We start from the raw sequence: 13,278 nt of genomic DNA on the forward strand, positions 1-13,278 counted from the left end.
CTAATCATCTCCTAAGTTTAATTTTTATTTTGATAATCTCTAATTAAAGATATATGACGTGAGCAACTTATACATTCCTGATATTATCGCTTCGGTTGAAGCGGATAACTTACGGTTGTCGGCACCTTGATGAGGATCAGCCGCAAAATACCTTCATTCGAATTTGTAATTTCCACCGTTGTATCTGAATCCGCATACCCAACAATGAAATCTTGATGATGAAAAGGAAGGGGATGCTTCGCTGCGCCAGCTTCTCCCCATACACCTTGCCCGCGAATGGCAAGAGCTGTTAGAGTGTAGCCTGCAGGCACTGTATGCTCATACTTGGTTCCTTCGCTAACTTCAACGTCCCACATTTCTGCGTCGGCCACAAGCTCGATAGGGGCACCGCTGCCAATTACCGTTTTTACTTTATAGCCTGCTGCATGGCTTTGCTGCGGGAAATCTGCATGCTCATATTGGTGATAGACCGGTTGTCTCAGCATCGCTTCCTCTAAATAAGGCTCAAACCAGATTTGAAAAAACTCCGTATTCGGGCTGAGCTTTTCCTGATGACTGACGCCCGCGCCGGTTTGCATGATCTGAACTCCGCCCGCGCCGACTGCGCTGTCCGTTCCCATGGTATCTTTATGGGAGGAGAGGCCTTCCACTACATAGGTCATAATCTCGAAGCCTTCATGAGGATGCAATCCGATGATGGCCTCTTCGCTTGAGGTCCCCCATGCCCAGTAGAACAGAGGGCCGACACGTTTGATGACCGATCCCTCGCCCGAGAAGCCGATGGGCTTTTGTTCCTTGATTTTTCCGCCGTCAAATTCGCCCTTTCCCTGCATGGCAGGGGTGTATACTCTTGGTTGCACCATGAATTCCTCCTTCTATACATTTGAAATCAAATCTATATGAACTGAGCCTCTAACCTGGCTTCACGCTTTTCCCCAGCTTCTTGAGAAGTGCAATCGCCGCCTCTTGTTCAGTCAGGGAAATTCCCTCCATTAAATGATGGACAGTCACCGCATGATCCGGGAAGATCTGGCTCAGAAATTCATCTCCGGCCTCTGTAATTTCAGCATAGATCACTCTGCGGTCTTCCCGGCAGGGAACGCGTCTTAACAGCTGCTTCTTCTCCAGCTTGTCGATATTGTAGGTGACGCTGCCGCTTGTTACTAATATTTTTTCCCCAATTTGCTGCAGAGGAATCCGCCGCTTCGTATATAGCACTTCCAGAATCATAAATTCGGAAGGGGATAGACCATACTGCTTCACATCCTTTATAACCTGCTCCGAAATTGCTTTGTATGCTTTGGAAAGAACAACGAATAGCTTTAGGGATGTTGCCTGAGCGTCGTCCAGTTGAAGGGGCAATGTGATCACTCCCTTAAGTAGTCTCTTTTTTGAAAATCTTTAAGTTGAGATAAATATATACCAGGGATTATTCTGATGTCAATGGTTTTTTGTTGTATAGGAAATTATGATTCTTGTAATCTGTGGATAAGGTGTGTATAAAGTTGTGGATATATTGGTTGGTTTTGACGCTATGTCACTCGAAGAATGATTTTGTTCTTGAAGCGTGACTTGCACCTGACCTTCATTTCAGCTTGTAGAGATTTTGTAGAGATAGGACCGTTAAACTAAGAAGTGCAGTAGATGTTGGAATTTGACGAAAATATTATGCTTCAAATTTCAACAAAAAGAGATTGTGTAAAGGTGCCAGCCTATTTTGCAATCCCAGCCAAAGAAAACGATGATAAGTTCGTTGGCGAACAAAGGAGGTTACTGGAGTCCAAATAAACAGTTACCCTTGTAAAATGTTTGAAAAAGGGATTGGGGAATAAGAGAGCAACGGCGCTTGAATCGGATGCATCGACACATCATTTTATAAAAAGGGGGGAAATCTGCTAACAGAAAGAAATCTGCAATATGGCATTCCTATATGCTTTCGTTAGCGGGAAACAGTGAAACTAAAAAATCGAAAAATAATGTCCGTGATGATGGCAATCGTTATGGTATTGACGATATTGCCTTTTCAGCCGTCACAAGTAAGAGCAGCAGCTGCACCAGCACTTGATCTTGGTACGCCTGCTCGATTATCCGAAACGACCTATCAGCTATCAAAAGCTGCATTTGGAAGCAACGGTGTCGTTGATCCGGCGGGCGGATACTTTACAGTGGCCGTGAATAATGGTTCGATTGCCGTCGGAACTCTTGGTAATGGTATTACCGAGTTGACGAATGGCATCACAATCAGTGGCGTTGTCACTGACAAGTCCACGTCTACCAACCGGATATTCAACTTTACAGGCAGCAATACTTATGCTGACATCCAAGATACAATTGGAAAGTTGACATTTACGCAAGCTTCAGGACAATCCCAAAAGGTCACAGTAAACGTGATGCCAGGGGCGCCGTTGAGCGATGGGAAAACATCTGTCCGCACGTACAATGGACGCCATTTTGTATACGTGGCAAGACCGGCTACCATGACTTTTAAGGATGCTGTAACGATTGCAACGAACAATCGCGGGCATCTTGTAGAGCCAGCAGCAAATAAGCCTGCGGAAATGCTGGCCATTGCCAGTATGTTTAAAGAATTTAAGACTAGCTTTACCGCAGAGTGGGATTTTATAAGCTTCATAGGTGCCACAAAAACTACAGCGGCATCTAACTGGAGCACCTCTACTAATAATGAGACAAGATATGTATCAAATGGTCAACCAACAGGCCTTGAGTTGACGAGTAATTTTGTACCTAATGGAGCATACGACCATCTTACACTTCTGTTGGACACTAATAATACGAAGATAGGTTACTTAGCTGTAAATAATACACATGGTGGCTCTAGTGCCTACAAAGATCCCGGTGTTATCGTCGAATATAATTCCGGTGTCATAGGTGATGCTATCACGGCGACAACGAATGTTGCTGCTTTTACCAGTGGTATTAAGGATGTAACGTCGGCCGTTTATTCGGTTTATGAAGGCTCAGGCGCAATTACTGCAACCCCTCTTGATGTAAGTACGGTGATGAGCATTACCGATCTTGACGGGAACCCCGTTACAGGATATAAAGCGTATGACCAAAATGGCAATGAAATTACACCTGATGCAAATGGGTGGTATCCAAGCAACGGAGAGCCGATCGTATTCAGGCCTTTACTGCCGGGAGGGAAGTACAAAGTAGTTGCTTCGACGACGTTTGATGCAGACACTACAACTCCAAAGACGGCTACACAATCAGAAGAAGTTACATTGCCGACAGTAACAGTGGACGAGAACGTTGCGACAGGACAAGATCCAGAGCATCCTGGTAAAACAACCATTACTATTAACCCAGCATCCAAGCTCGTTAAATATGCTATAGCTGATGAGCAAGGCAATGTGGTGAGCGAGTGGGTACCAGGCACGGGCTCGGAAATAACTTTCGATAACCTTGATCCGAATACCAATTATCAAATTGTGGCCATTCCTGTCGATACAGCCGAGCCGCTTCCAACGACGGGCGTAACGGGTACAATCGTTAAGACTCCGGAAGCGGACAATCAGGAAAAATCCCTATTAAAGGAATTACAATTAAACAACGAGGATGGTTCCAAGATTGGATTGACTCCAGAGTTTGATCCAAGCCAAACCACCTACACAGCTACGGTAAGCAATGATGTGTACAGCGTCAGCATTAACCCGGCTGCACAGTATCCGGAAGATACCGAGGTACGGGTCAGCCTGAATGGCGTAAGTGTCTCCGCAGATGATTGGGACAACCTTCCGCTTCAGGAAGGCAAGAATGTTATCACCGTTGGTGTCTATGACAAGAACGGCAACCTTTTGAACGAATACACGATTGAAATTACCCGTGAAAGAGCGAGCATTGGTGGCAAGCTGACTTCGCTCGTTCCATCCGAGGGAAGCCTGGATCCGGCATTTAATCCGGACCGGACAACCTATACGATGAATGTAGGGAAAAGCGTGTATGAAATGCAGTTCACCCCAACGTCGCTTGATCCGAACGCCAAGATTGAAATCCGGGTGAATGATGGCGATTGGCAGGAAGTAGCCAGCGGCAGCCTTAGCGATCCTCTGGCGCTGAATCGCGGTTCGAATACCATTGTTGTCCGGGTGACGGATGAAGACGGTCAATCTAGAGAGTATACGGTGACGGTCTATAGAAGCTCCGGCAGCAGCAGTAATAACGACGATAACAAGGGCAGCAGTGGAGGCGGAGGTGGCGGAAGCACAACTACGCCGACAACTCCAGCTACTCCTGAGGCTCCAAAGGCAAATATTGATGTTACTTTGAATGGCAACGACAATCCATTTGCAACCGGAACGGTATCGACTTCTAATGGTCGTACAACAACGTCGGTAAAAGTAGATCAGAGCAAGCTGAATGATGCCATTTCGCAAGGTAATGGTCAGAAGCTGGCGATTCATTCGCCGAATGAAGGCGACATGACTGTAGAAGGTCTGACAGCGGATACGCTCAAGCAACTGGCTGATAAAGGAGCAAATCTGGAAATCAGCAATCTGCTGGCCATTTATCCGGTTCCGGCTGGGAAAATGAACCTGTCCTCTGTGGCAAGTCAATTGGGCAACGCCGCACTGAGCGACATCGGAGTGCGTATCGACATTAAGCGTGCATCCGAAAATGTGATTGCATCTGCGAAGAGCAAGGCAGCGGCAGCAGGTTTTGAGCTGCTGGTCGATCCGGTAGATCTGGATTTGACGTTTAGCCATGACGGAAAAACCGCGAAATCCGGCCAACTGAACGGCTATGCGGTGAAATACATCGCTCTGCCAGCAGGTATTGATACAAACCGGATTACGACTGGCGTAGTAGTGAACCCAGACGGCAGCGTATATCACGTTCCAACTGTAGTAACAAAGATCAATGACCGTTATTTTGCGCAAATTAACGATCTGCGCAGCAGCGGCACGTACTCGGTGATCTGGAATCCTCAAGACTTCGATGATGTAAGAAATCATTGGGGTAAAGAGGATGTTAATAACATTGCGGCCAGACTGGACTTGAAAGGGAACGGAAATAATACGTTCGCACCGAACCGCAGTATAACGCGCTCCGAATTCGCGGAGATCGTGGTTCTTGGTCTGGGTCTGATGCGTCCCGACGCGCCACAGTCTAGCTTCGCTGATGTATCGGGATCTGCATGGTACGCAAAGTCCGTCACGATTGCGAATGAATTTGACATCGTTCGCGGTTATGAAGATGGAAAATTCTACGGCGACAAGCAGATCACGAGAGAGCAAGGCTTCGCAATGATCGCCCGCGCGTATCGCCTGATCACATCCGAGAATGCAGCCGGACAGGATACTTCCGTACTGGCTCGATATAAAGATGGATCCAAAGTGTCGAACTGGGCGAAAACGGATGTGGCGCAATTGATCGAAGCAGGCATCATCGAGGGCAATGGCACTAAACTCAGCCCACAAGCGACGATGAAGCGTGCGGAAGTGACGGCGCTGATCGCCAGAATGTTGAAATCCACCAATTTGATTGATCAGTAAAAGCAAATCCACTCTTTGATTGCAACATCCTTAACGATTCCCGAAAACACTGACGGCTAATGGGCCGTCAGTGTTTTTTTGATGATAATAGAATTTATAGTTTTCAGCGGAGCTGAACAATTCTATAATCGCAAGAAAAACTACTGCCAAACGCGGTCTGGCTTCTTTGAATGTGCGTCGATAGACATTTTTTTATGGATACAGAATTTACAAACTTCCGCTAAACGCGGACTGGCCTCTGTGAAAGTATGTCGATAGACGGTTTTTTAGCGGAAAAATTGTTTTTTGTAGAATCTTGTAGAGTTATTGTAGAGTTCTGTTTGTTAGAATATGAAATAATTATTTTTTTTTGCCCTTTTGGGCTTTTCTTAATCCTACAACCATTGACGGCTTGAAAGCCGCCAATGGTTGGTTTTTTTGTTTCATAAATATGTATGGAATGTTTCCATAATATGTGCTTCAATAGGAGATATGTTCTAAAAAGCTAAGCACTAAAGCACAAATTCATCAGAGGTGGCTGAATGCACAAGAGACCCTCAGGATTCGTGGTGATCCTGTTATCGGTGCTTCTTATTGGCGGCAGCATTGCCGCATTTATATATTGGAAGGAAAATATGCACAAATCCCAGATATCCTCCACGGAACAGTTTATCGAGCAGTACATGACCAATGCGAACGGAACACTGGCGAGCTATCTCAAGGAAGGAACTTCCACGGTACCGGAGATCGTTGCGGGAAGAGAGGCACTCTCGGAATCGGTAGGGCTGTGGATGCAGTATGCTTTGCTGAAGCAGGACAAGTCCCTGTTTGATTCCAGTTACGAGGTGTTAAATAGCAAATTTATCATGCCTGAGGGTTATATTGCCTGGAAGTTGACGGAGGACGGGCAGTCCAAGGTGACCACCAATGCGCTTGGCGATGATTTCCGGATTATCGATGCCTTGTGGAAGGCGGCGGATCAGTGGGACGAGGAAAGTTACCGGGTGACCGCAGATGGGCTGACGAAAACGCTCGTTTCATCCCTCATGAAGGATGGTTTTTTTGTTGATTTTCATGATTTTTCAAACGGCCATTCGCCGAATACACTCAGCCTTGCTTATGTGGACATGTCCGCGCTATCGAATATGACCCGCAGCGGGGCTCTGAAGCAGTCTGTTTACGAACGACATAAGCAGCTGCTGACGGATATGCCGGATGACGGTGTCTTTTACCCGAAAATATATGATATCGATAAAAAAGCCTACATTTACGATGACTCAGTCAATCTGATCGACCAGCTGCTCGTCGCTTTGAACTGCGCGGAAATCGGTCGCTCGTCCGACAAACTGCTTGCATTCCTTAAAACTGAATTCGAGCAGAAGCATCAAATCCAGGGACGTTACAGCAGAGAAACAAGGCAGCCTGATGCGCCCTATGAATCCCCTTCCGTCTACGGGCTGTCCATTCTGCTGGCGTTGAAATCAGGCGATACGGCATTTGCCCGCCAGCTCTATGATCGTATGCTGCAGTTTCGCGGGCAGGACCCGGACTATCCCGGAGGCTATGTGTTTGATAAGGATACCCATTTGTTTGACAATCTGCTTCCCCTGATCGCAGAGGAAACCTTGAATTAAAATCCAGAATGTGCAGGTGACATCATGACAACGGAAAGAATGGCACAACTTAGTAAAAAAACACCTCTATATGGAGTGGTATGGGGATATATATTGTTAATTGCAATTGCTCTGCTGCAGGAGCAGTTTGTCTTTGTGGACATCTACGTATCGCAAACCTATACCGTGCAGGATTTGCTTTTTAATGCGGCGGTGCTTGTGGCTCTGGTGGCCGGACTGCTGCTGCCCGTCGGAGTGTCGGTCGTCGGGATATTTGTGTTTCTCGTATGCTATCTTGTGTGGCTCGCTACTTATGCTCCGCCGGAGGTGCTGGTTATCTCCTCGTTTCTGCTGATTCCGGGCAATGCTCTGGCAGCGGCACTGATTAAAACGTATTTGATTCGGAGCAACCGGTTCCTGGAGCGCATGGAGGAGCTGGAGCGGACAAATCCGCAAGTTGATCCCCATACGACGCTGGGCAACAAAGATGCGTTTGCCGATGCGATCGTCAAGCAGTCCAATCTGGCCCGCAGGCACCCGGACAGGTACGGCTTCTGTGTGGCTATGTTTAAAATTGAATTTTTGCCGCTAGTACAGGAGTCTCTTGGCTCACAGGGGTATGCAGCGCTGCTGAGAGATTTGTCCGACACCATCCAGAAGCAGCTCCGCTATGAGGATTACAAGTTCTTTATTGATAACGGCCGCTTCGTCATCATTTGCCCGATGACCCCCGCGGAATTTTTGGAATCCCTGACGGATCGTATTAAAAAAGCGATGATGGATGTTCCTTTTGCAGATTTGAAAGGCAGGCCGCTCAAGCTGGTGGTCCGTTCGGGTGCTCTCGTATTTCATCCCGAGCAGTTCAGCAAGTATGAGAATATAGAGGGCGTCATCGCCGCTTTAGAAAGAAATACGGAAACCGATTTAATCGGAGAGTATATATAAGGGAAGAGGTTTGACACAGATGGATAGCTACTTGGATTGGTTCATCCCTTTATGTATTATTGTCAGTGCTTTTTTTACGGTTACCATTATCATTCTGACGGCAGCCACATTGGTCTTTCGGGCTCAAGTGAATCGCAAATATGATCGGGGGAGACCAAGTGACTGATTTTATACTTCTTGTAACCATCATAAGCATTTGGATAGCAGTATCGGAAGCGATTGTCATTATGGCCGGGGCCATTCGTTTCATGAACAGGCAAAACCGGACCAATTTTGTAATCCCGGAAAATATGGACCATTTCCCTACCGTCACCGTACTTGTACCGGCCCATAACGAGGAGCTGGTCGTGGCTATTACGGCGGAGCATATCCTGCGGCTGAACTATCCCGAGGACAAAGTGCAAATCATCATGATTGCAGATAACTGCTCTGATCAGACGGCAGAGAAGCTGAGGGATTTGAAAAACAGATCCAGCTACAAGCACCGTGATTTTACGATTTTTGAGCGAACGGGCACTGGCGGTAAATCCGGGGCATTAAATGATGCGCTGAAGCTGGCCAAGGGAGAATGGATCTGCGTGTACGATGCCGACGCGGCACCGGAACGCAACGCCCTGCTGTTTCTGGTGCAGAAGGCGCTGGAAGAGCCTGAATTATATGGCGCGGTTTTCGGCCGCAACAAAGCCCGCAACCGAGGCCAGAACTTCCTGTCCAAAGCCATTAACCAGGAACTAGTGACCGTCCAGCGGGTGCATCATACCGGGCTGTGGGAGCTGTTCAAGATCGGCACCATCCCGGGCACGAATTTTATCGTGAAGGCTGACCTGATGCGAGACATTGGCGGTTGGGACGAGGAAGCCATTACGGAGGATACGGCGGTATCCTTTGAAATTATGAAAAAAGGCCAGCTCATTGCGCTAGCTCCACAGGCCGAGGCGTATCAGCAGGAGCCTGAGAAGCTGAGCGTTTATACAAAACAGCGCGGGCGGTGGTCCAAAGGGAACTTCCATGTCATCATGAACAATTTCCATCATTTATTCGACAGGACGAGCTGGCGCATCAAGCTGCATATCCTGTATTATGCCGCCAGTTATTTCTGGTTTATGCTGGCGATTGTGATTTCGGATATCATTTTCGTAATCAATGTCATTTATCAGATTGTTCATCTGTTCTTCCCGAATATAAACAGTCCACTCCAATTTACTAGCGATGTCTATGTCTATCTGGTCGTGGCCTGGGCTTTGATGTATTTTATCTACGTCCTGCAGATCAATTTGGCGCTTGCATCGGATATCGGACAGAGCAATACGGAGAACTTTGTGATTTCATGCCTCTCTTATTTCACGTATGCCCAGCTGTTCCTGATCATCTCGGTGAAGGCCTTCGGGTCCATTATCGTGGATAAAGTGGCGGGGCGGCAAAGCAACAAATGGTATAAAACGCAGCGGTTCGGCTGAGGAATTCCCGATATTTCGACATCATTTTACAATAGACGGCACAGATTTTACCTTTCTAATACATAGCTCTAACAGCGGCTTGATACATTGAAATCATCCGAGCCGACTGGGAGGGCTATTTTTTTAGATTCTGCTTAACGCGGTCTGGCTTCTGTGAATATACGTCGAAAGAGGTTTTCTTACATGAAATCGGGGTTATGGTTTAAAAAAATGACAGTAAGCTTCCTGGCGGGCAGCCTGCTTGCAGCGGGAATCGCGGTTCCGGCCGGCTATGCCGCTTCGGGGGCAGAGAATCAGGCGCCAAGCGGCGGCAGATGGATGGCGGGGGAATACCATACCCACACTTACCAATCCGATGACGCTCAGACGTCTCTTGAAGATGTGCTGGATCATGCCTTTGAGGCGAATAACCTGGACTGGCTCGGCGTCTCCGACCATTTGCGTATGGAAGGCCGGGATGACACAGGAGCTTCTCTGACCGGCGGCTCTATTCCGTTGTCGAAGGGTATTGAGCTGTACCAGCTTCCTAAAATCGAGCAGCTTCAGGCAGCGGGCAAATACAAGAATAAAACCATCTTCACCGGCTTCGAGTGGGATATGCCAACCTACGATCATGTGGGCGTCGGCGTTCTGCCGGATGAGTTAAACGCAGCCAACATCGTTGAGGCGATCAGCCATTTTGAGTACCTGTTCACAAACCGGAGCGAAAGCTTGTATGATCCGCAGGACGTGGCCAGATGGAATGCGGAAGATAGCAGAGCTTACAGCACCAAGGAGGATGCCCGCAAGGCTGTTCAATGGCTCAAGGCTAACTATCCGGAAAGCTATATGATCATTAACCATCCATCCAGAAAAAGAGGCAGCTCCGCGGAATTTAAAATCGAGGATATCCGTGATTTCAATAATATTGCGCCGAAGATCGCCTTTGGCTTCGAGGGCATGCTGGGCAACCAGATGGCGCCGGACCGTGGCGAGGTGGCCCAGGCGTACGGCGGGACGGATATCATGGTTGCACAGCTTGGCGGAGTTTGGGATGCGCTGCTTGGGGAAGGGCGCCACTTCTGGAACTTTGCCAATTCGGATTATCATTTCCATATTGACAGCACCCGTCAATACTCCAGCGGATACCTGCCAGGGGATTATTCCAAAAACTACACCTGGGTGAACGGCTCCGACATGCACGCTGTTGTAGACGGCATGCGTTCTGGTAAATCGTTCTCCGTGTTCGGCGACCTGATTGACGCGCTGGACTTCCGCATTGCCGGAGCAGGTCAAGCAGCGGAGATGGGCGAAGACCTGCAGGTGACACAAGGGGACGACATGGAGCTGACCATCCGCTTCAAAAGTCCGGAAAGCAACAATAACGGCGATCCCGTTACCGTGGATCACGTGGATCTGATTGCGGGTGACGTCACCGGGCTAGCTGAGCCTGGCACCGCCGAATATACGAAAAGCACCAATGACTCCACCAGAGTTCTGAAGCGTTTTACGAGAGACGAGTGGACGACGGATGAGGACGGCTACAACGTGATCACCTACAAGCTTGGCCCAGCGGAGAAAAACCAGTATTTCCGTCTTCGCGGCACCAATCTGGGCGTGGATGTGCCGGGGGAAACGCGCAATGGTGAGCCGCTGATTGATGTGAAAAATACAACAGCAGACAATGAGACCCGTTTTACGGAAATTAACAATCGCAACTATTCGGATCTCTGGTTCTACTCCAATCCGATCTTTGTAGACGTAGCGCCTTACAGCGACGAGCAGGCCGTGGAAGACATCGCTGCACAGTTAAGTCTTGGCGATACGAGCGGCATTGTCGATGATCTGCAGCTGCCTGCGGCAGGCGAGCACGGGGTGGGCGTTCAATGGGAAAGCTCCAATCCGGAGCTCATCAGTCATGATGGCCGTCTGCTTGTACGTTATCCGGCAGAGGATACGGATGTGACCCTTACGGCGACCATTACACGTGGGGATGTCAGTGTGACCAAGACCTTTGTTGTTACTGTGAAAGGCTTCGGGGATACGTCGCCTGTTGAATTGAAGGCGTCCATGACCACTGAGGACGGGAATCGTTATGCGAGCGGGGCATGGACGAATCAAGGCGTCATAACCAGCGTGTATGCGGTCTACTCGGAGCCTGTGACAGACGTCTCGCTCGAATTGTCCATGGATGGAGGTGAATATGAGCCTTATAAGGCTGACGAGAGTATTGAAGTCGCTGGTGAAGGTGCGCATACGCTGACTTTCCGGGCGACCGACAATTTAAATCTGCAGAAGACACAGGCGGTGGAGGTGAACATTGACCGCACGCCTCCTGTAATTATGCTGCGCGGGACGCAAACGGTTAATCTGACTGTTGGTTCCTCCTATACAGAAGCGGGGGCGGATGCCACAGATAACGTGGGCCTGGCAGGCGATGTGCAGGTAAGCGGGGCGGTGGATACAAATACTGCCGGAACTTATACCTTGCGCTATAACGTAAATGACCTGGCCGGCAACCCGGCTGCAGAAGTTATCCGTACGGTCAATGTGCTTGCAGACGAGGACAATCCCGGAAACGGGAATCCGGGAAATGGGAATCCCGGAGATGGAAATCCTGGAAACGGCAATGACGATTCCAATGATGACGACTCAGATCATAATCATGCGGGTGGACATGACTCGGATCATTCGGATAAAGGCAATTCCGGCAGCGGCGGATCAGGCGGAAGCCAGGCGGGAGGCAGCGGATCAAGCAGTGGAGAAGCGGGAAGCAGTGGGAACGGACAGCCCGCATCGAAGGTGATCGAGGTTCCTGCAGGACAAGCTATTAGCGACGAAATCAGCGGCGTTATCCTCATTGAAGTGCCGGCAGGGGTGTGGAGTTCAGACAGCCAAGTCAAAGCCGCCGTACTTGCCGACGGTGTGACACCTCAAGCAGGTGGTCTGTCCCGGATCAGCCCGGTGGTGGAGCTGTCCAACGAAGCAGGCAACACGTTCGGTTCCGCTGTGAAGTTTACCTTCAACTACGATACGGACGCTCTGTCCGGCAATAGTGTACCTGCCGTCTATTATTATAATGACCAGCAGGGAAGATGGATTTTCGTCGGTGGAACCGGCATTGGCGATGGAAACGTAACGACCAGCGTCAATCATTTTGCCAAGTTCGCTGTCTTCAGCTATCAGCCAAAGGCATTCAGCGATCTGGCCGATCATTGGGCGCTGCCGTTTGCGGAACGGTTAATCGGGATGAACGCGGTTCAAGGGTATGAGGACCAAAATTTCCACCCGAATGAGAAAACGACCAGAGCGCAGTTTGTCAAAATTCTGGCGGACACTCTCGGCATGAACGCGCAGGATACCGCGACTTCCTTTGCCGACGATGCGCAAATTCCGGCTTGGGCAAGGCAGCAGGCTGCCGCAGCTCTGGAGGCAGGATTGATTCAGGGTTCGCGCGAAAATGGTCGCATCGTCTTTAACGCAGACAAGCTCATTTCACGTGCCGAACTGGCTGTCATGATGGCCAATGCAGTGAATGTGATCAGCGGGACCGGTGAGTCGGGCGGGTCCGGCAGCGGCGCAGGCAGCCAATTCACGGATGCCAGCAGCATCCCGTCCTGGGCGCGTGCTTCTATCGATACGGCGGTGAATGCAGGTATTCTGACTGGCTACCCGGACGGCACGTTCCAGCCAGACCGTGCGGTAACGCGTGCCGAAGCGATTGCAGCCGTCTACAGGCTGCTGGAGGCTTTGCATATATAGAGGCTTCCTTAGTTATCATTGATCATG

Annotated in this window: 7 protein-coding genes; 5 read left to right on the top strand and 2 right to left on the bottom strand. The window is 49.2% G+C overall.

The features are described from left to right. Window positions 1-83 precede the first annotated feature (83 nt). Both ACE5KN_RS21025 and ACE5KN_RS21030 read right to left on the bottom strand, forming a co-directional pair. Window positions 84-860, bottom strand: coding sequence for a pirin family protein (locus tag ACE5KN_RS21025; protein ID WP_375527094.1), 777 nt, complete (start codon window positions 858-860; stop codon window positions 84-86). Window positions 861-912: 52 nt separating this feature from the next. Further along, window positions 913-1,362 carry a MarR family winged helix-turn-helix transcriptional regulator gene (locus ACE5KN_RS21030; protein ID WP_375527038.1) on the bottom strand — a complete coding sequence of 150 codons (450 nt, stop codon included), beginning with the start codon at window positions 1,360-1,362 and terminating at the stop codon, window positions 913-915. 1,043 nt (window positions 1,363-2,405) lie between these two features. Here ACE5KN_RS21030 and ACE5KN_RS21035 point away from each other — a divergent pair. The 5 genes from ACE5KN_RS21035 (at window position 2,406) to ACE5KN_RS21055 (ending at window position 13,251) form a co-directional block, all read left to right on the top strand. Then, window positions 2,406-5,516, top strand: a complete 3,111-nt coding sequence (locus ACE5KN_RS21035) for an S-layer homology domain-containing protein (protein ID WP_375533143.1) — start codon at window positions 2,406-2,408, stop codon at window positions 5,514-5,516. A 521-nt stretch (window positions 5,517-6,037) separates the two neighbouring features. Then, window positions 6,038-7,129 (top strand): glycosyl hydrolase, encoded by a 1,092-nt coding sequence (locus tag ACE5KN_RS21040; RefSeq protein WP_375527036.1) that lies wholly within the window; start codon window positions 6,038-6,040, stop codon window positions 7,127-7,129. Between the two features lie 24 nt (window positions 7,130-7,153). Next, on the top strand, window positions 7,154-8,053 hold the full coding sequence (locus ACE5KN_RS21045) for a GGDEF domain-containing protein (RefSeq protein ID WP_375527035.1): 900 nt from the start codon (window positions 7,154-7,156) through the stop codon (window positions 8,051-8,053). A gap of 158 nt (window positions 8,054-8,211) precedes the next feature. Then, entirely contained in the window at window positions 8,212-9,510 is a 1,299-nt protein-coding gene (locus ACE5KN_RS21050; RefSeq protein WP_375527034.1) for a glycosyltransferase family 2 protein, read from the top strand. 183 nt (window positions 9,511-9,693) lie between these two features. Further along, window positions 9,694-13,251 (top strand): S-layer homology domain-containing protein, encoded by a 3,558-nt coding sequence (locus tag ACE5KN_RS21055; protein WP_375527033.1) that lies wholly within the window; start codon window positions 9,694-9,696, stop codon window positions 13,249-13,251. The last annotated feature ends 27 nt before the right edge of the window (window positions 13,252-13,278 follow it).

This window comes from Paenibacillus terreus, from assembly GCF_042138595.1.
Taxonomy (GTDB): domain Bacteria; phylum Bacillota; class Bacilli; order Paenibacillales; family Paenibacillaceae; genus Paenibacillus; species Paenibacillus terreus.

Excerpts from the sequence above, each read along its gene's own strand:
- ACE5KN_RS21040 (WP_375527036.1), top strand. The coding sequence starts at position 6,038 with ATGCACAAGAGACCCTCAGGATTCGTGGTGATCCTGTTATCGGTGCTT.
- ACE5KN_RS21055 (WP_375527033.1), top strand. The coding sequence starts at position 9,694 with ATGAAATCGGGGTTATGGTTTAAAAAAATGACAGTAAGCTTCCTGGCG.
- ACE5KN_RS21045 (WP_375527035.1), top strand. The coding sequence starts at position 7,154 with ATGACAACGGAAAGAATGGCACAACTTAGTAAAAAAACACCTCTATAT.